Origin of the sequence: Pseudomonas sp. B15(2017) (assembly GCF_002113215.1) — a bacterium.
GTDB lineage: Bacteria > Pseudomonadota > Gammaproteobacteria > Pseudomonadales > Pseudomonadaceae > Aquipseudomonas.
In genome coordinates this window covers 99769-118348 of record NZ_NEJZ01000001.1, presented here as the reverse complement: position 1 = coordinate 118348, position 18580 = coordinate 99769, and the positions used below count along the sequence as shown (strand labels likewise).

19 protein-coding genes and 1 pseudogene are annotated in these 18580 nt (G+C 60.1%); 13 read left to right on the top strand and 7 right to left on the bottom strand.

Annotation, left to right across the window (positions count from 1 at the left end; all coding sequences use genetic code 11):
• Nucleotides 1-5 precede the first annotated feature (5 nt).
• Nucleotides 6-1703 carry a long-chain-fatty-acid--CoA ligase FadD1 gene (gene fadD1 / locus CAF73_RS00585; RefSeq protein ID WP_085701630.1) on the top strand — a complete coding sequence of 566 codons (1698 nt, stop codon included), beginning with the start codon at nucleotides 6-8 and terminating at the stop codon, nucleotides 1701-1703.
• Nucleotides 1704-1795: 92 nt separating this feature from the next.
• Here fadD1 and CAF73_RS00580 read toward each other — a convergent pair whose 3' ends face one another.
• Nucleotides 1796-2173, bottom strand: a complete 378-nt coding sequence (locus CAF73_RS00580) for a hypothetical protein (RefSeq protein WP_007951149.1) — start codon at nucleotides 2171-2173, stop codon at nucleotides 1796-1798.
• A 197-nt stretch (nucleotides 2174-2370) separates the two neighbouring features.
• On the opposite strand from CAF73_RS00580, the gene CAF73_RS00575 reads away from it, so the two are divergent.
• From CAF73_RS00575 to def, 3 genes are all read left to right on the top strand, one after another.
• Entirely contained in the window at nucleotides 2371-2562 is a 192-nt protein-coding gene (locus tag CAF73_RS00575; protein ID WP_039766114.1) for a CsbD family protein, read from the top strand.
• 177 nt (nucleotides 2563-2739) lie between these two features.
• Complete coding sequence (locus tag CAF73_RS00570) at nucleotides 2740-3690, top strand: YihY/virulence factor BrkB family protein (RefSeq protein ID WP_085697131.1); 951 nt, start codon at nucleotides 2740-2742, stop codon at nucleotides 3688-3690.
• Between the two features lie 2 nt (nucleotides 3691-3692).
• Complete coding sequence (def, locus tag CAF73_RS00565) at nucleotides 3693-4232, top strand: peptide deformylase (RefSeq protein ID WP_007951144.1); 540 nt, start codon at nucleotides 3693-3695, stop codon at nucleotides 4230-4232.
• Here the strand turns inward: def and CAF73_RS00560 are convergent, their stop codons facing one another.
• Nucleotides 4233-4652: a GNAT family N-acetyltransferase gene (locus CAF73_RS00560; RefSeq protein ID WP_085701629.1), complete on the bottom strand. Its 420-nt coding sequence runs from the start codon at nucleotides 4650-4652 to the stop codon at nucleotides 4233-4235.
• A 120-nt stretch (nucleotides 4653-4772) separates the two neighbouring features.
• Between CAF73_RS00560 and CAF73_RS00555 the strand changes: the two genes are divergently transcribed.
• The 6 genes and pseudogenes from CAF73_RS00555 (at nucleotide 4773) to CAF73_RS30690 (ending at nucleotide 10095) form a co-directional block, all read left to right on the top strand.
• On the top strand, nucleotides 4773-5714 hold the full coding sequence (locus CAF73_RS00555; RefSeq protein ID WP_085701628.1) for a fatty acid desaturase: 942 nt from the start codon (nucleotides 4773-4775) through the stop codon (nucleotides 5712-5714).
• A 7-nt stretch (nucleotides 5715-5721) separates the two neighbouring features.
• Nucleotides 5722-6513, top strand: coding sequence for a phosphate/phosphite/phosphonate ABC transporter substrate-binding protein (locus tag CAF73_RS00550; RefSeq protein WP_085701627.1), 792 nt, complete (start codon nucleotides 5722-5724; stop codon nucleotides 6511-6513).
• 127 nt (nucleotides 6514-6640) lie between these two features.
• The gene (locus CAF73_RS00545) at nucleotides 6641-7186 is read left to right on the top strand and encodes a sigma-70 family RNA polymerase sigma factor (protein ID WP_085701626.1); all 546 of its coding nucleotides are present in this window, start codon (nucleotides 6641-6643) and stop codon (nucleotides 7184-7186) included.
• Entirely contained in the window at nucleotides 7183-8196 is a 1014-nt protein-coding gene (locus CAF73_RS00540) for an ABC transporter substrate-binding protein (protein WP_085701625.1), read from the top strand. The genes CAF73_RS00545 and CAF73_RS00540 overlap by 4 nt, the downstream gene beginning before the upstream one ends.
• 579 nt (nucleotides 8197-8775) lie before the next feature.
• Nucleotides 8776-9546 (top strand): annotated as a pseudogene (locus CAF73_RS30695) (PAS domain-containing protein); the annotation flags it as partial.
• 9 nt (nucleotides 9547-9555) lie between these two features.
• The gene (locus tag CAF73_RS30690) at nucleotides 9556-10095 is read left to right on the top strand and encodes a methyl-accepting chemotaxis protein (protein ID WP_371320920.1); all 540 of its coding nucleotides are present in this window, start codon (nucleotides 9556-9558) and stop codon (nucleotides 10093-10095) included.
• Nucleotides 10096-10181: 86 nt separating this feature from the next.
• Here CAF73_RS30690 and CAF73_RS00530 read toward each other — a convergent pair whose 3' ends face one another.
• The 3 genes from CAF73_RS00530 to CAF73_RS00520 form a co-directional block, all read right to left on the bottom strand.
• Nucleotides 10182-10748 carry a hypothetical protein gene (locus tag CAF73_RS00530; protein WP_085701623.1) on the bottom strand — a complete coding sequence of 189 codons (567 nt, stop codon included), beginning with the start codon at nucleotides 10746-10748 and terminating at the stop codon, nucleotides 10182-10184.
• A gap of 154 nt (nucleotides 10749-10902) precedes the next feature.
• Nucleotides 10903-12324 (bottom strand): MFS transporter, encoded by a 1422-nt coding sequence (locus CAF73_RS00525; RefSeq protein WP_085701622.1) that lies wholly within the window; start codon nucleotides 12322-12324, stop codon nucleotides 10903-10905.
• Nucleotides 12325-12449: 125 nt separating this feature from the next.
• Nucleotides 12450-12890: a PACE efflux transporter gene (locus CAF73_RS00520; RefSeq protein WP_064598890.1), complete on the bottom strand. Its 441-nt coding sequence runs from the start codon at nucleotides 12888-12890 to the stop codon at nucleotides 12450-12452.
• Between the two features lie 121 nt (nucleotides 12891-13011).
• On the opposite strand from CAF73_RS00520, the gene CAF73_RS00515 reads away from it, so the two are divergent.
• Nucleotides 13012-13884 (top strand): LysR family transcriptional regulator, encoded by an 873-nt coding sequence (locus CAF73_RS00515; RefSeq protein ID WP_085701621.1) that lies wholly within the window; start codon nucleotides 13012-13014, stop codon nucleotides 13882-13884.
• 70 nt (nucleotides 13885-13954) lie between these two features.
• Here the strand turns inward: CAF73_RS00515 and CAF73_RS00510 are convergent, their stop codons facing one another.
• Complete coding sequence (locus CAF73_RS00510) at nucleotides 13955-14986, bottom strand: LacI family DNA-binding transcriptional regulator (RefSeq protein ID WP_085697120.1); 1032 nt, start codon at nucleotides 14984-14986, stop codon at nucleotides 13955-13957.
• Nucleotides 14987-15202: 216 nt separating this feature from the next.
• Here CAF73_RS00510 and CAF73_RS00505 point away from each other — a divergent pair, with 216 nt between their 5' ends.
• A complete protein-coding gene (locus CAF73_RS00505; protein WP_085701620.1) occupies nucleotides 15203-15736 on the top strand; it encodes a gluconokinase in 534 nt (177 codons plus the stop codon).
• An 82-nt stretch (nucleotides 15737-15818) separates the two neighbouring features.
• Nucleotides 15819-17171 (top strand): GntP family permease, encoded by a 1353-nt coding sequence (locus CAF73_RS00500; RefSeq protein WP_085697118.1) that lies wholly within the window; start codon nucleotides 15819-15821, stop codon nucleotides 17169-17171.
• A 192-nt stretch (nucleotides 17172-17363) separates the two neighbouring features.
• Here CAF73_RS00500 and alaC read toward each other — a convergent pair whose 3' ends face one another.
• Nucleotides 17364-18572 carry an alanine transaminase gene (gene alaC, locus CAF73_RS00495; protein WP_085701619.1) on the bottom strand — a complete coding sequence of 403 codons (1209 nt, stop codon included), beginning with the start codon at nucleotides 18570-18572 and terminating at the stop codon, nucleotides 17364-17366.
• Nucleotides 18573-18580: the final 8 nt, after the last annotated feature.

Here is an 18580-nt window from a genome sequence, read left to right as displayed (position 1 = left end):
CTTCCATGATCGAAGACTTTTGGAAGGATAAGTACCCCGCTGGAATTGCTGCCGACATCAATCCAGACGAGTACCCGAATATTCAGGCAGTGTTGAAGCAATCCTGCCAACGCTTCGCCGACAAACCGGCGTTCAGCAACCTGGGCAAGACCATCACCTACGGTGAACTGTACGAATTGTCCGGTGCGTTTGCCGCTTATCTGCAACAGCATACCGATTTGCAGCCAGGTGATCGAATCGCCGTGCAACTGCCCAACGTGTTGCAGTACCCGGTCGCCGTCTTCGGTGCCATCCGTGCCGGGCTGATCGTGGTCAACACCAACCCGCTGTACACCGCGCGGGAAATGGAACACCAATTCAACGACTCCGGTGCCAAGGCGCTGGTGTGCCTGGCGAACATGGCGCATCTGGCCGAAGCCGTGGTGCCGAAAACCGGCGTCAAGCACGTCATCGTCACTGAAGTCGCGGATCTGCTGCCGCCGATCAAGCGCCTGCTGATCAACAGCGTCATCAAGTACGTGAAGAAAATGGTGCCGGCCTATCACCTGCCCAAAGCCGTCAAGTTCAATGACGTACTGAGCAAGGGCCAGGGCCAGCCGGTCGCCGAAGCCAACCCTGACAGCGGCGACGTCGCGGTGCTGCAATACACCGGCGGCACCACCGGCGTGGCCAAGGGCGCGATGCTCACCCACCGCAACCTCGTCGCCAACATGCTGCAGTGCAAGGCGCTGATGGGCTCCAACCTCAATGAAGGTTGCGAGATCCTGATCACCCCGTTGCCGCTGTACCACATCTATGCGTTCACCTTTCATTGCATGGCGATGATGCTGATCGGCAACCACAACATCCTGATCAGCAACCCGCGCGACCTGCCGGCGATGGTCAAGGAACTGTCGAAGTGGAAGTTCAGCGGCTTCGTCGGCCTCAACACGCTGTTCGTGGCCCTGTGCAACAACGAAGGCTTCCGCAAGCTGGATTTCTCGGCGCTGAAAGTCACCCTGTCCGGCGGCATGGCCCTGCAACTGGCCGCGGCAGAGCGCTGGAAAGCGGTCACCGGTTGCCCGATCTGCGAAGGTTACGGCATGACCGAAACCAGCCCGGTGGCCACGGTCAACCCGATCCAGAACATCCAGATCGGCACCATCGGCATTCCAGTGCCGTCGACCCTGTGCAAAGTCGTCGACGATGCCGGCGTCGAGCAGCCGCTGGGCGAAATCGGCGAGCTGTGCGTCAAGGGCCCGCAAGTGATGAAGGGCTACTGGCAGCGTCAGGAAGCCACCGATGAAATGCTCGACAGCGAAGGCTGGTTGAAGACCGGTGACATCGCGCTGATCCAGCCGGACGGCTACATGCGCATTGTCGATCGCAAGAAAGACATGATTCTGGTCTCGGGTTTCAACGTGTACCCGAACGAGCTGGAAGACGTGCTGGCGGCCCTGCCGGGCATTTTGCAGTGCGCGGCCATCGGCATTCCGGACGAGAAATCCGGCGAGGCGATCAAGATCTTCATCGTCGCCAAACCGGGCGTCACCCTGACCAAGGAACAGGTGATGGAGCACATGCGCGCCAACGTCACCGGCTACAAGGTGCCGCGTTCGGTGGAATTCCGCGATGCGCTGCCGACCACCAACGTCGGCAAGATCCTGCGTCGCGAACTGCGCGACGAAGAGCTGAAGAAGATCAAGGCGAAGAGCGCCGCATAAAACGAAAAGCCCCGCAGATGCGGGGCTTTTTGTTGTAGATGATCGTTCCCACGTAGAGCAGGGGAACGATCACGTCGGTCAGCATAAAAGGTTTATTGGCGGAACGGCGCGAAGTTCACATTGGTGCCTGCCGGGCGCATGTCCTGCAGGTACGAGTCCTTGTCGGCGCTCAGTTCCAGGCTCAGGGCTGCCTTGCGTTTGCCTTCGTTGCGGATGACCAGGCCTTCGAGCTTTTCGCGCAGGAACACGGTCGGTACTTTCAGGTGCAGCAGTTCGTCAGTGGCCGGGGTGTGCATCAACAGGTGAATCCACTCGTATTGACCGATGGCCAGGCGCGACACCGGCAAGTCGAACCACCAGATGTTGCGGTTGCGGTTCAGTTCGGCGAAGTGGCAGTTGTTGGTGCCGAGCACGGCACCGCCCAGTTCCTGGTTGCGACGGGCGATGGCCTGCTTTTTATCGAGTTTCATAACATTCCTGCGGGATCGGTTCTGTGGCGCCTGGCGCCCTTATGCAGGGCATTCTCGGGGCTACGCTCGCAAACATAAAGCCCAACCTGCGCATGGCGACGAAATGAAACCGTGAAAATAAATGAAACTTGGCGCAAACCGGGCCTGTCAATCATTACGTACTGACTTTCCCCGTTAATGTTCCAAGGAGAATCACCATGGGCAGCACGAGCGATAAAGTGAAAGGCATGGCCAACGAAGCGGTCGGCAACGTCAAGCAAGGTGTCGGCAAAGCCACCGACAACACCAAGCTGCAAGCCGAAGGCAAACTGCAAGAGAAGAAAGGCGAGGCCCAGCAAGCGGTGGGCAAAGCCAAGGACGCGGTCAAGAAAGGCGTCGACAAGGCTTGATCGAGCCTTGAACGAAACAACGAAGCGGCCATCCAAGGATGGCCGTTTTTGTATCCCGTTCACATGCGGTCATGGATCACAGTGTTTCAAAGTCGCCAAGTGAGCTACTTTGATGAGAGAAAAACGGCCCCTGAGTCGCCACGACTTCAACCTGTTTTGCGGCGAAAGGAGACGCGAATGATTTTCCCCGACATGAAAGGCCTGCCCCTGCACCGGGTCATCGTGCGCACCGTCACCGAGTTCATGGACGACGAGATGTCGACCTATGCCTCGGCACTGGCCTACCAGATGCTGTTCTCGCTGTTCCCGTTCATTCTGTTCCTGATTGCCCTGATCGGTTTCCTGCACCTGCCGGACTTCTTCTCCTGGCTGCGTCTGCAATCGGAACTGGTCCTGCCGCCCCAGGCGCTGGAGCAGGTCAACCCGGTGATCGATCAACTGCAGCAATCCAAGGGCGGCCTGCTGTCGGTCGGTATCGTCATCGCCCTGTACACTGCGTCCGCCGGCGTGCGCCTGATGATGAGCGCGATGAACGCGGCCTACGACGTGGTCGAGGGTCGGCCGATCTGGAAGCGCTTTCCATTGTCGATTGTCTACACCGTCGGCATCGCCGGCATGCTGCTGGTGGCCGCCGCGCTGATGGTGCTCGGCCCGCAGGTGATGGGCTGGATCGCCGCGCAGGTCGGGCTGGAAGATTTCATCGTCACGGTGTGGACCATCGCCCGCTGGCCGGTGATCGTGATCCTGATGATGGTGGCCGTGGCGCTGATCTACTACGTGATGCCCGACGTCAAACAGGAGTTTCGCTTCATCACGCCGGGCTCGGTTCTGGCGGTGGTGGTGTGGATCATCGCGTCGTTGGGATTCGCGTTCTACGTCAAGACGTTCGCCAACTACAACGCCATGTATGGCAGCATCGGTGCGATCATCGTGCTGTTGCTGTATTTCTACATTTCGTCCGCCGTGTTGCTGCTCGGTGCGGAGATGAATGCGGTGATCGAACACATGTCCAACGAGGGCAAGGATCCGGGCGAGAAAGTCCCCGGCGAACTCGATGAACATCCCAAACAACACGTTTCCGGCCTCGGGCGCGATCACTCGCTCAAGCCGAACACCGACGAAGCCTGATCATGATTCGTGAAATTCTGAAGATGGGCGACGAACGCCTGCTGCGTATCGCCCCGCCAGTGCCCGCCGAGATGCTAGACAGCCCGGAGCTGTGGCAACTGATCGACGACATGTTCCAGACCATGGAAAGCGTCGGCGGTGTCGGCCTGGCTGCGCCGCAGATCGGCGTCGATCTGCAACTGGTGATCTTCGGCTTCGAGCACAGCGAACGGTACCCGGATGCCGAAGCCGTGCCGCAGACGATCCTGATCAACCCGCTGATCACGCCACTCAGTCCGCTCATGGAAGAGGGGTTTGAAGGCTGCCTGTCGGTACCTGGTCTGCGTGGCGCGGTGGATCGTTACCAGCAGATCCGTTACGAAGGCGTCGATCCCAAGGGCGAGCCGATTGTGCGTGTGGCTTCGGGTTTCCACGCGCGGGTGGTGCAGCACGAATGCGATCACCTGATCGGGCGGTTGTACCCGTCGCGCATCACCGATTTCAGCAAGTTCGGTTTTACCGAAGTGATGTTCCCGGATCTCGATCCCAACGCTGACGACTGATCATCCGCTGCGCGGGGCCAGCTCCATGGCAATCATCGGCTTGCTCCGCGCATAACGGCTCAGGCGCTCGGCCATGGCCTGGGGCAGGGCGGGGTCGAAGGTGAAACCGCGCCGCTCATAGAAACCAAGCAGGTCCGGGTGGCAGAACAGCCACACCGCGGCCTCCACATCTTTCACCGCCGCCGCGATCAGCTGCGCAGCTATGCCCTGTTCGCGGCAGGCCGGATCAACGAACAACCCGGTCAGCCAATGCCCGCCGAACACCGGCCGCAGGCACAGCGCAGCCACGATTTCCTCACGCCGCGCCACCCACAATTGCGCCTCGCGCACCGCTTTCATAGACGATTGATGCTGGCGGTAGAACTTGTTCATCAAGGGCCAGGACAATTCATCGAGCTGGCTATATCGGGTATCGGTCATCACTCGGACTGCCGGTGCAAAAAGAGACGGGATTATAAGGATCCCGGCTCGCAAAAATAATCTGCAAGATTTCCCGTTGGTGTTGCACAGAACAAACAGACCTTCGTTCCGAGCCACGCCATGCCCCACTATTTCGACGATGCCCATCGCCAACAGATCGAAACCCTGCGTCAACGCTTCACAGCCCGTACCGACTGGCCGACCTGGTTGCTGCTGATTGGCGTGTATGCCGGCTGGTTCGCCCTGATGCTGGGCAGCAATTGGCTTGGCGTCTGGTGGAGCACGCTGCTGCTGATTCCATTGCTGGTGCTGTGGCTGTCCGTGCAGCACGAGTTGCTTCACGGTCATCCGACGCGCTGGACCTTCGTCAACAAAGTCCTCGGCTATGCGCCGTTTGCGGTGTGGTATCCCTATACGCTCTATCGCGACAGCCATTTGCAGCACCATTGCGATGAAGACCTGACGATTCCTGGCCTCGACCCCGAAAGCCGCTACCTGAGCGCCGAGCGCTGGCAGGGCAGTTCGCTGTTCGAACGCAGCCTGCACTGGCTGAACAAAACCGTATTGGGCCGATTCATTCTTGGCGCGCCGCTGGCGTTGCTGGCGCTGGCCGGTGAAGAATTGCAACGACTGAAAAGCCGCGAGCGCCAGGCCTGGCTGATGTGGCTGACCCACGGCGCCCTGGCCGTGCTGATGCTGTTTTTCATCGCCCGCTACAGCGTGTTGCCGGTCTGGCATTACCTGTTTTTGATCAGCGTGCCGGCGCTGTCGATTGCGATGGTTCGCTCTTACTATGAACACCGGCCGCACACACAAGCGGAACAGCGCACGGTGCTCAACGAAGCCGGGTGGCCTTGGCGCTGGCTGTTCCTGAACCTGAATTTCCACCTCGTGCACCACGATTTGCCGAAGCTTTCGTGGTACGACTTGCCCGAGGCCTACCGCATGCGTCGGGAGCAATGGGTGGCGCGCAGCGGTGGATTTCTGGTGCAAGGTTACGGGCAACTGTGGCGCCAGCACGGCATCAAGCCGATCGACAGCCCGCAGCATCCGTTTATTTGAGGCCAGCATGACGTCAGGTTACGCAGAACTGTTGATGTACATCGCCCCCGCGCCGATCCGCGCGGCCAATGAACAGTGGCTGGCGCGGATTCTCGAGCACTTGGGCTATTCGCGGCTCAGTGCCGAAGGTTTGTCGCTGCCGGAGCTCTGGCTGTCGCCGCAACTGCTGCTGACCCAGACCTGCGGCTACCCGCTGATGACCGCACTGCGCAGGCAGGTGAGGATTGTCGGCCGTCCGCGCTACGAATTGCCGGACGCCACGGCCGGCAATCATTGCAGCCTGATCCTTGCCCGCGCCGATGATCCGCGCCGACATCTGGCGGAGTTCTTCGACAGTCGCGGAGTGATCAACAGCGAAGACTCCAACAGCGGCATGAACCTGTTGCGTCAGCGTCTGGCGCCATTGCAGCGGGACGGGCAGTTTTTTGCTTCGGTGGGCATCAGTGGCGGCCATCGCGAAAGCCTGCGCTGGTTGCGCGAGGACCGTGCCGATCTGGCGGCCATCGACAGCGTGACCTTCGCGTACCTGGCACAGTACGCCGTTGAAGAGGTCATTGGATTGCGGGTGTTGGCGCGCAGTGCGTTCAGCCCGACCTTGCCCTTTATCACCGCCGCCAGCACGTCGGACCAGCAGATCGAACGCTTGCGCCGAGCCATGAACCGCAGCCTTCAAGACCTGCCCGAGGTGGCCCGCATCCTCGGCTTGTCCGAAGTCCTGCCTGCCAGCGAAAACGATTACCTCATCCTGCTGGATTACCAGCGCGAGGCCGAAGAACTGGGTTATGGCCGCTTGCGTTAGGGCCCTCGATTAATTCACTAATGGAATATAAGAATTCTTTTTAAGTATTTTTAACGCATAAGGCACCTTGCTAGGATCGCGCCACCGGACGACCGGACATTCAGCGACCCTTGACCAAGGAGCCCCCATGTCCGGCGCCGACTCATTCCATCGCAATCATGTGAACACGTTGTTTCGCGACCATTACCCGTGGTTGTGCACGCGTCTGCGTCGGCAATTGAATGATGCGGCCACGGCCGAAGACATCGCCGCCGAAACCTTCGCGCAACTGCTCGAAGCCCCGGACCTGACCGCCATCCGCGAACCCCGCGCCTTGCTCACCACCATCGCCCGACGCCTGCTGTACGAACGCTGGCGGCGCGGCGATCTGGAGCGTCGGCATCTCCAGCAACTGCGACAGAGTGACCTTGATCACGGGCCGTCCCCAGAGGAACTGGCCGACCTGTCACAGAGCCTCAAACATCTGGACCGGACGCTCCAGCGCCTGCCGGGCAAAGTCCGTTCGACCTTTCTGCTGGCGCGCATCGACGGCCTGACCTACCCGCAAATCGCCGCCGAACTGGGCATCTCCCAGCGTTCGGTCAGCCTGTACATGACCCGTTCCCAGGCGCTGTGCAACCGCCACAGCGCCAATCAAACCCTGATTTCCTCCCAGAACAAGAGGTCCGCATGAGATCGATCAAAACCCTGCTCGGCAGTTCGCTGCTGGCCCTGACCCTGACGACCGGGCATGTTGGCGCCGCGGAAACGAGAGCGCCGATCCACTTCGGTGACATCACCTGGGAAAGCGGCAGTTTCATCACCGAAGTGCTGCGCCTGATCGTCGAGAAAGGCTACGGCTACCCGACCGACACACTGCCGGGCAGCACCGTCAGCCTGGAAGCGGCGCTGGCGAAAAACGATATTCAAGTGATCGGTGAAGAGTGGGCAGGGCGCAGTCCGGCGTGGGTCAAGGCCGCTGCCGAAGGTAAGGTGTTCGGTCTTGGCGACACCGTGAAGGGCGCCACCGAAGGCTGGTGGGTGCCGGAATACGTGATCAAGGGCGACCCCGAGCGCGGGATCAGACCGCTGGCGCCGGAGCTGAAATCGGTGGCCGACCTGCCGCGCTACAAGGATGTGTTCAAGGATCCGGAAGACCCGAGCCGCGGGCGTTTCCTCAACAGCCCGACGGGCTGGACTTCGGAGATCGTCAACAGCCAGAAGCTCAAGGCGTATGCGCTGAACGACAGCTTCGTCAACTTCCGTACCGGTTCCGGCGCGGCGCTGGATGCCGAGGTGGCGTCGTCGATCAAGCGCGGCAAGCCGGTGCTGTTCTATTACTGGTCGCCGACGCCGTTGCTCGGCCGTTTCAAACTGGTGAAGCTGGAAGAGCCGCCGTTCGACGCCGAAGCCTGGAAAACCCTGGCCGATGCCAGCAACCCAAACCCGAAAGGTACCCGCTCGATGCCGGCGAGTCTGGCGATTGGCGTGTCGGCGCCGTTCAAGGCGCAGTACCCGGAACTGGTGACGTTCTTTGAGAAAGTCGATTTGCCGATAGATCTGCTGAACCAGACCCTGGCCGGGATGAGCGAAAAGCGCCAGCAACCACGCCAGGTGGCCGAAGCGTTTCTGCGCGATCAACCGCAAGTGTGGACGCCTTGGGTGCCGGGTGATGTGGCGAGCAAGGTGAGCGGGAGTCTGTAATTCTTTTCTGAAATTTCTGTAGTGCTGCACCGTCGCCATCGCGGGCAAGCCCACACAGGTATAACGCTGACTTGAACAGCGCGTAGAACCTGTGGGAACGGGCCTGCCCGCGAAAGTGGTAGATCAAACAAAACACATTCGCTGAACCGTTTCTCGTCCGCTTCCTGTCCGAATTCACTCAATGCTGGCCGACTAGTGGCCTTGCGCAAAGCATTGCGCTGTCTATGCTCATTCATAACTAACTATGTCGAACGCCTTCAGTGTGGTTCGACCGCTAGCAGTTACCGATCTCAAAGCTGCCAGAGTGCGCAATCCAAGGCACCGACACTTGACCGACAAGGAGCTGTTTTTAAAGGGAAGTTCTTCTGCATGTTAGGAATGGCCCGTCACCGGGCTATCAAGAGAAGGATGTCTTGATTAGAGCGTCGCCGCATGGACCCTCCGATTGATCATCGTTTATCACCTGACAACTTCCTCCTGTGGAGGAATGCGTGTGCCTGTTCCGTGGAACGTAGTGGTGGATTCTGAAAGACCTGAACTTTCATCAAATCAAAAGACTGCGCTCAAGGTGATCGAGACATGTTCAACCTACATCACAAGGCTGACCTGCAGGAAATCGAACGCTTCAGTTGTGCCCTGACCGAAGCCAACGCCAAGTTGGCGGCGATCAGCCGTTCGATGGCAATGATCGAATTCACTCCCGAAGGCATCGTGCTGGATGCCAATGAGAACTTCTGCAAGACCATGGGCTACAGCGCCGAAGAAGTGCGTGGCAAACATCACCGGATCTTTTGTGAAGAAGAGTTCTATCGCAGCGAGGAATACGCCAAGTTGTGGCGTGACCTGGCCCGGGGCGAACCCATCAGCGGTACTTTCCTGCGCTTGAACAAGAGTGGCCGGGAGATCTGGCTCGAAGCCAGTTATATGCCGGTGTATGGCCCGGACAAACAAGTCCGCAGTGTGATCAAAGTGGCGTCGGACATTACGACGCGCGTGAACAAGGAAAAGGAAGAGGAAAGCATGCTGGCCGCGATCGGCCGTTCGATGGCGGTGATCGAGTTCACCCCGGAAGGCAATGTGATCTCGGCCAACGACAACTTCCTCAAGACCATGCAGTACTCGCTCAACGAAATCGTCGGCCACCATCACAGTCTGTTCTGTCACCGGGCCGAAGCCGAATCCGCGCAGTACAAAGCGTTCTGGGCTTCGCTCAATCGCGGCGAATATCACTCGCACCGTTTCGAGCGCAAGAACAAGTCCGGGCAGACCGTCTACCTCGAAGCCTCGTACAACCCGCTGTTCGACGCCAAGGGCCGGTTGTACAAAGTGGTGAAGTTCGCCAGCGACATCACCCACCAGATGACCACCTTGCAGACTGCTGCGGAATCGGCCCACAGCACTTCGGTACAAAACGACGCCTGCGCGCAAAAAGGCTCACAGGTCGTGCAGCAAACGGTGCAGATCATTCAGGACATTTCCCGCGATCTCAATGAAGCGGCGCTGAGCATCGATGCGGTCAGCAAGCAGTCGGACATCATCGGCACCATCGTCCAGACCATTCGCGGGATCGCCGACCAGACCAACCTGCTGGCGCTCAACGCGGCCATCGAAGCGGCGCGGGCGGGTGAGCACGGACGCGGTTTTGCGGTGGTGGCGGACGAAGTGCGCAGCCTGGCGGCGCGGACCAGCCAGGCGACCCTGGAGATCGTCGATGTGGTGCGCAAGAACCATGAGTTGTCACTGAGTGCGGTGTCGAGCATGCAGTCGAGCCTGAGCCGCACCGGGCTCGGTGTGGAACTGGCGAACGAGGCGGGCGACGCGATCCGTGAGATTCAGCAGGGCTCGCGGCATGTGGTGGATGCGATCAGCCAGTTCAACGAGACGTTGCAGCTGAACTGACTGATCGCAACGTCCGAAAAACCTGTGGGAACGGGCAAGTCCGCTCCCACAGGTGTCAGTGCTTAATCCGATTCAACCGGCAGCAGTCAGAGTGCGGCGAGGAACTTGTCAGCCGACTCGTCGCTGATCTTCGCCGAATTGGCGTCTTGCTTGTTCTGCTTCTCGGCTTCGGCCAGCTTCATCTTGTCCTGCAGGCGCTCGGCGATCTCTTTGCCGATGGCCAGTTGTTTCTCCGGCGGCATGGCTTTGATGTCGTCTTCGGTCAGGCCCATTTCCTGGAGGATACTGTCGCGCAAACGCTGTTCCGGCGTCTTGCTCATGTAGTCCTTGAACTCGTCCAGCGCCGATGAACCTGAGGATTTGGTCGGCGAGTTATCGGAGGTTTGCAGGGCGACGCGGGTCTTGGCGAATGCCTCGTCGACGTTGTCGCTGATGCGCGTGGCTTCGCTGACTTGCTGAGTGGCGAGCTGGGTGGCCGACTCTTGCACCTTGGCGGTGGCTTCGGCGGTTTGCGCCTGTGTCTGGGCTTGCAGGGTTTGCAGCATTGCGCCATGCAACCCGCCTTGCAGGCCGGCAGCGGCGGTGGTGGTTGCGTCATCATTCAGGTGCTTGGGCAGATGGATGATTTGCTGTTGTTTTGCACTGACCAACATGATGGATAGACCTGTAGGTAATGGCTGTCAGCCCTACGCCAGCAAATACCGTGCCTTTCGAAAAAGTCGTTTTATTTCAGTTGTTTGGGTTCAAGCATAACCGGATGAAGCGGTCATCCCTTGCCGGTGGGCGGCAGAGGATGACCGTTGTCCGTCAGCGATGGGCGATGTTTTCCAGCGCCAGGTTGCGGGTGCGGGGGCCGAAATAGCCGATGGTCAGCATCACGATCAGCATGCTGACAACGATGAACGCCAACACGCCCGGTGTGCCGAAGTGGTCGAGGAACAGACCGATCAACAGGCTGCTGAACACCGTCGACAAACGACTGAATGAATAGCAGAAGCCCACCGCCCGGGCGCGAATGTTGGTGGGGAACAGTTCGCTCTGATAGGAGTGATAACTGAAGCTGAGCCAGGCGTTGCAGAAGGTGATCATCACCCCGCAGAAGATCAGGCCGAAGGCGCTGGTCTGCAGGGCGAACAAGGTGCCGAAGGTCATGGCGCCCAGCGCCGAGCCGACGATCTGCCATTTGTTCTCGAAGCGGTTGGCGAATTTCACGAACAGCAACGGCCCGAGCGGGTAGGCGAGGGTGATGATGAACGCGTACATCAGACTGTGGGTGACGCTGACACCCTGACCGGAAAGCAACGCTGGCAGCCAGTTGCCGAAGCCGAAGAAACCGATGGCCTGGAAGATGTGGAAGGCGATCAGCATCAGCGCGCGGCGCCGGTACGGTGGTTGCCAGATATCAGCGAAACGGCCCTTGCCTTCAACGTCGACGGGCATGGCTTGCGGTGCGTCCAGTGGTTGACGGTGATCTTTCTCGCAGCGTGCCTCGATGCCATCGAGAATCCGGTTCGCTTCATCGAAGCGGCCATGCTGGGCCAGCCAGCGCGGCGATTCCGGCAGACGCTTGCGCAGCCACCAGATAAACAATGCAAACACCGCACTTGCCAGCACCACCCAACGCCAGCCGGACACCCCGAACGGCGCCTGCGGCACCAGCCACCAGGACATCAGCGCCACCGCCGGCACCGACAGGAACTGCACGAAAAACGCGAAGGCAAACGCCGAACTGCGCATGCGTTTGGGCACCAGTTCCGAGAGGTAGGCGTCAATGGTTACCAGCTCGATGCCGAGGCCGATGCCCACCAGAAAACGCATGCAGATGATCCCCAGCGCCGAACTCTGCACGCCCATCAGCACCGTGGCGACGGTGTACCAGACCAGCGCGAACGTGAAGATCGCCCGCCGCCCGAACCGATCCGCCATGGGGCTGAGCAGACTGGCGCCGAGAAACAGGCCGAGGAACGTCGCCGAGGCGAACGCGGCCTGATCGGAGAAACCGAACACGCCCTGATTGCCGGTGGCGAAGATGCCGTCGCGGATCAGGCCTGGGCTGATATAGGCGGTCTGGAACAGGTCGTAGAGTTCGAAGAAACCACCGATCGACAGCAGCGCCACCAGCCGCCAGATTGTGGTGACGGCCGGGAGGCGGTCGATGCGGGCGGAAATCTGTGCGGCGCGTATCGGGTCGATGCCGTCGCGTTGTGCGGCGGGGGCGTGTGCAGTCATGGGCTGATCCATTTTTTATTGATGGAAAAGCTTAGCCTGCTATCGGAAATCAAGGATTGTTTATATCGGCGGTTGGCGCGGAAAAACCGCCGATTTCTTGCAATATCTGCTTACCAATTAACGATTTATGTCGCGGGCTGCGGATCCGGCAATGCCGAGGCCGGAAGGCCGAACACTTTATCGAACAGCCAGTTGAAGGCGAAGGTGTAGCAAGGGATGAACACGATCAGCGCCAGATCCAGCAAAAAGGCCTGCACAAGGCTGATGTTCATCCACCACGCGATCAGCGGAATCAGGAACACGATCAGCGTCAGCTGGAAGCCGACGGCGTGGGCAATGCGCCGTTTCACCGTGCGGGTGCGTGACACCTGACGGCTTTCCCAACGCTCGAACAGCGAGGTGTAGATGAAGTTCCAGGTCACGGCGATGGTGGTAATGATCACCGCCAGCGGGCCCGTGCTGCCGGGCGAAGTGCCGGACAGCAGCGCCAGACCGAGGGCCGAGAAGGTCATGCCGATCACTTCATAGAGCGACACATAGACCAGTTTGCGTTTGACGCCTTGCATGGGAAATTGCCTCTTTCTTTCGACTTGTTGCCAGTGGGACTGGCGAAGGCGACGAAAGATAGCTTCAATTGAGGTGACAGAAAAAGTAAGTAGCTTTCAGTTTTATTGATAGGTGTGTGAAGTGAATTTCAACAGCGAAAGCATCGAACTGTTTCTCGCCGTGATCGAGCGCGGCTCGTTTTCCGCCGCTGCCAGAGCATTGGGTAAAGTCCCGTCGGCGGTGAGCATGGCCATCGGCAATCTGGAGGCCGAACTCGGCTATGCATTGTTCGACCGCCGTCACCGCGAACCGCAACCCACGGCCATGGCGCTTTCGCTGGTGCCCCACGCGCGATTGATCGCCGATCAGCTCAAGCAATTGCAGGTGCATGCGGTGCAATTGTCGTTGGGGCTGGAGAGCAAATTGTCGATCGGCGTGGCGGCGGATATTGATCGTCGACGGTTGTTGGCGGCCATCAGGGAGATCAGCGAGCGTCATCCGCTGCTCGATATCGAAGTGCTGACTGCGCCGCAGGACGATGTGCTGGCGATGCTTCACAGTGGCCGGGTCAGCGTTTGCCTGGCGTTCGCCGGGTTGAGTGTGAACGTGCTGGAGCGCTTTCAGTTTGTCGGCAGCGAGCGAATGATTGCGACGCTGGCGGCGGACAGTCCGCTGTTGCAGGGGCAGGATCTGTTTCTCGAGGATCTGGTGCATGTGCGGCAGATCGTGGTCGGCAGTCGTGATTTGCCGATCAGCGAAACACGGCCGCTGGTGGCTGAATCCCACTGGCGCACCGATAGTCTGGAGACGGCGCTGGAGATGGTCGAGGCGGGTTTGGGCTGGGGCAATTTCCCGTTGTCGGTGGTGCAGCCGTGGCTCGATAGCGGTCGATTGAAACGGCTGAATTTCCGCAACATCGAAAACGGCCTGGTGCTGCCGGTGCATGCGGTGTGGCTCAAGAGCCAGCCGTTGCAGAAGGGGGCGGCGGCATTGGTTGAAATACTCGGCCGGTGATCGTTCCCACGCTCTGCGTGGGAATGCAGTCCGGGACGCTCCGCGTCCCTTCCAGAGCCGAACGCAGAGGTCAGGTGCTCTCGCGGATTTTCAATTCGAAGCCCATGTCCTCGACCGGCCGCGCCACGCTGTTGCCGGCCATCAGCGTCAGCATCTGTTCCGCCGCACGCCGGCCGATGGCTTCACGCGGGGTGTTGATGCTGCTCAGGCGCGGCACCATGTGCTCCGACATCGGCAAATCGTTGAAGCCGAGGATCGCCACTTGTTCGGGGATCCTGATTCCGTTGCGCAGGGCCTCGAGCAGGGCGCCCTGAGCCAGGTCGTCGTTGCCGAAAAAGATCGCATCGACATCCGGATGCGCCGCCAGCAATTGCAGAAACAACTCGCCGCCCAGGCCCACGGACGATGAACGCGGGGTCAGCACTTCCAGATCCGGGTCGTAGCGACCGGCCTTCTGCAGTGCTTTGCGAAAGCCTTCGCCACGCAGCAATGTGCGCTGATCGAGCTGCGCGCCAATGTACGCCAGACGCTTGCGGCCACGGGACAACAAATGTTCGGCAGCCGTTTCGCCGGCGCTGAGCTGTGAGAAACCGACGCAATTCACCCCGGCGGCGCTGTCCAGCTCCATCATGTACACGCAGGGAATGTTGCTGGCCTCGATCATCCGCCGCGAACTTTCGGTGCGGTCGAAACCGGTCAACAGGAGGCCGCGTGGCTGATAGGCCATGTAGTTGCGCAGCAGGTTTTCTTCTTCATCGCGCGAGTAGTGGAAGTTGCCGATCAGCACTTCGAAGCCCTTGGGCGTCAGCACCCGATGAATGGCTTCCAGGGTGTCGATGAACAACAGGTTGGACAGCGAAGGCACCAGCACCACCACCGAATGGCTCTGGGCCGAGGCCAGGGCGCGGGCGGCGGGGTTGACCACGTAGTTGAGTTCCAGCGCGGCTTTCTGGACTTTTTCCACCAGTTCGGTGGCAACCGTGCTGACCCCGCGCAGGGCGCGCGAGGCGGTAATCGGGCTGACGCCGGCCAGACGGGCGACTTCGTTGAGGGTGGGACGGCCGGTGGTGCGGGTGTTTTTATCGTTTTTAGGGGTGGTCATCGGGCGGCTTGCCAAACAAAAATCAAGGCACTAAGGTAGCGCTGTCCTTATGCAGCTGCAAATGCGTAAGCGAGGTCCTGCCTGATCCTCGCTTTTTGGCGTACCGACAAAACCTGCTGCAACCCAAAAAAACGACAAGAAGGCGTCGGCAACTTCTGCCTGTGCACTAGAGTCATAGCTAGCAAAGGTAGCGCTGTCTGCGCGCTGAGGTGTTACATGAATCATCCCATCACCGCCCTGGTCATCATGGGCGTTGCCGGTTGCGGCAAGACGTGCGTCAGCCAGGCCCTGTGCCAATTGAGCGGCGCCACTGCCATTGAAGGCGATACTTTCCATCCGGCCGCGAACATCGAAAAGATGAGCGCGGGGATCCCCCTGAACGACGAAGACCGTGCCGGCTGGCTCGACAGCCTGTGCGACGAACTGCGTCGCGTCGACGCCCTGGGCGAACGCCCGGTGCTGACCTGCTCGGCCCTCAAGCACATTTACCGCGAACGCCTGCGCAGCGCCTTGCCGGGCCTGGGCTTCGTATTCCTCGAATTGACGCCTGAAGTCGCCGCCGACCGCGTTTCCCATCGCCCGGGCCACTTCATGCCGGCCACCTTGATCGAAAGCCAGTTCGCCACCCTCGAATCGCCGATAGGCGAGCCGTTGACCCTGGCCCTGAATGCTTCGATCCACAGCGTCGAAGAACTGGCGTCGCAAGCCCACGTCTGGTGGCAGGCCCATGGCCTGAAACAGGCGGTATGAGTGTGATTGCGAAGATAGCGCTGTCATTACGGCTTCTGATTAACCCGCTTTAATAACAACAACAAACCAGGAGACACCCCCAATGTTTGGCATGTCCCATGACGCCTACCTGCTGCTTGATGCAGTGGTCACGGTGATCGGGCTTATCGTCCTGATCACCAAGTTCAAGATTCACCCCTTCATTGCCCTGACCATCGCCGCCGCGTTCCTCGGCCTGACGTCCGGCATGCCGATCGGCACCATCATCAAGGCGTTCCAGGACGGCTTCGGTGGCGTGCTCGGTTTCGTCGGCATCATCCTCGCGCTGGGCACCATGCTCGGCAAGATGATGGCCGAATCCGGCGGTGCCGATCAGATCGCCCAGACCCTGATCCGCGCGTTCGGCAAGGACAAGGTTCAGTGGGCGATGATGTTCGCCGCGTTCCTGGTGGGCATTCCGCTGTTCTTCGAAATCGGCTTCGTGCTGCTGATTCCGCTGGTGTTCATCGTGGCTCGCCGCACCGGTGTGTCGATCATCAAGATCGGTATCCCGCTGCTCGCCGGCCTGTCCGCCGTGCATGGTCTGGTGCCACCGCACCCGGGCCCGCTGCTGGCCATCGGCGTGTTCGGTGCCGACATCGGCAAGACCATTCTGTACGGTCTGATCGTCGCGCTGCCAACCGCCATCATCGCTGGCCCGATCTTCGGTACGTTCATCGCCAAGCACATTCCCGGTACACCGAATCAGGAACTGGTCGATCAACTGGCCCGTGAGTCGGACTCGCAGGATCTGCCAAGTTTCGGCATCACGCTGGTCACCGTGCTGTTGCCGGTGTTCCTGATGCTGCTGAAAACCTTCGCTGACGTGGTGATGCCGGAGGGTCATTTCTTCCGCACCTGGATGGACATGATCGGTCACCCGATCTCGGCACTGCTGCTGGCGTTGCTGCTGTCGCTGTACACCTTCGGCTACAAGCAGGGCATCGGTTCTCAGCAGATGCTCAAATGGCTCGACGCGAGCCTGGCGCCGACTGCCGCGATCATCCTGATCATCGGTGCCGGCGGCGGTTTCAAGCAGATGCTGGTGACCAGCGGCGTGGGCGACGTGATCGGCCACATGGCGGTCAGCGCGCAAATCTCGCCGATCCTGCTGGCGTGGCTGGTGGCGGCGGTGATTCGCATCGCGACTGGTTCGGCCACCGTGGCGACCATCACTGGCGCGGGCATTGTGGTGCCGGTGGTCGGGATGATTCCGGGCGTGAATCGTGAGTTGCTGGTGCTGGCCACCGGTGCCGGCTCGCTGATTCTGTCCCACGTCAACGACGCCGGTTTCTGGCTGGTGAAGCAGTACTTCAACATGACTGTGGCCGAGACCTTCAAAACCTGGACGGCGATGGAAACCATCCTGTCGGTGGTTGGCCTGGGCTTTATTCTGTTGCTGTCGCTTTTCGTCTAACGGCGAATCGCAGACACAAAAAAACCGCAGCGATGCGGTTTTTTTGTGGGTGCAATTCGCGAGTGATCGTTCCCACGCTCCGCGTGGGAATGCCTCAATGGACGCTCTGCGTCCGCTTTCGGCAGGGACGCGGAGCGTCCCGGGCTGCATTCCCACGCGGAGCGTGGGAACGATCAGGTGGGGAGGAGGCAGTTACTTAGTGCCCAGGCCATCCGCCCGGAACATCCCGCGAATCCCGCGGACCGCCTGACGAATCCGGTCCTGGTTTTCGATCAGCGCGAAGCGCACATGATCGTCGCCGTACTCACCAAAGCCGACACCCGGCGAGACGCAGACCTTGGCCTCGGCCAGCAGCTTCTTGGCGAACTCCAGCGAACCGAGGTGCGCGTAGGCTTCGGGAATCTTCGCCCAGACGTACATCGAGGCTTTCGGGTTCTCGACCATCCAGCCCAGTTCATGCAGGCCCTTGACCAGTACGTTGCGGCGCTGGCGATACTGCTCGGCGATGTCACGCACGCACTGTTGATCGCCTTCCAGCGCAGCAATCGCGGCCACCTGCAGCGGGGTGAACGTGCCGTAATCGTGGTAGCTCTTGATCCGCGCCAGCGTGCTGACCAGTTCCGGGTTGCCGACCATGAAACCGATGCGCCAGCCCGCCATGTTGTAGCTCTTGGACAGGGTGAAGAACTCCACCGCAATGTCCTTGGCGCCCGGCACCTGCATGATCGACGGGGCTTTCCAGCCGTCGTAGACGATATCGGCGTAGGCCAGGTCATGCACCACCAGCACGTCGTACTGTTTGGCGAGGGCGATCACCCGCTCGAAGAAATCCAGTTCCACACATTGCGCGGTCGGGTTGGACGGGAAGCCGAGGATCATCATCTTCGGTTTCGGAATCGAGCCGCGAATCGCCCGTTCCAGTTCGGCGAAGAAGTCCACGCCCGGCACCAGCGGCACCGACCGCACTTGGGCGCCGGCAATCACGGCACCGTAGATGTGAATCGGGTAGCTCGGGTTCGGCACCAGCACGGTGTCGCCCTGGTCCAGGGTCGCCAGCATCAGATGCGCCAGGCCTTCCTTGGAACCGATAGTGACGATGGCTTCGCTTTCCGGGTCGATCTCGACCTCGTAGCGTTCCTTGTACCAGTTGGAAATCGCCCGACGCAGGCGCGGAATGCCCTTGGACGTGGAATAACCGTGGGTGTCTTCGCGTTGTGCAACCTGCACCAGTTTTTCAACGATGTGCGGCGGCGTGGCGCCGTCGGGGTTGCCCATGCTCAAGTCGATGATGTCTTCGCCACGACGTCGGGCGGCCATCTTCAGCTCGGCAGTGATGTTGAAAACGTAAGGGGGGAGTCGATCAATGCGCGCAAAGCGGCGCGGCGAACCTTGTTCAGCCATTGTTGCCT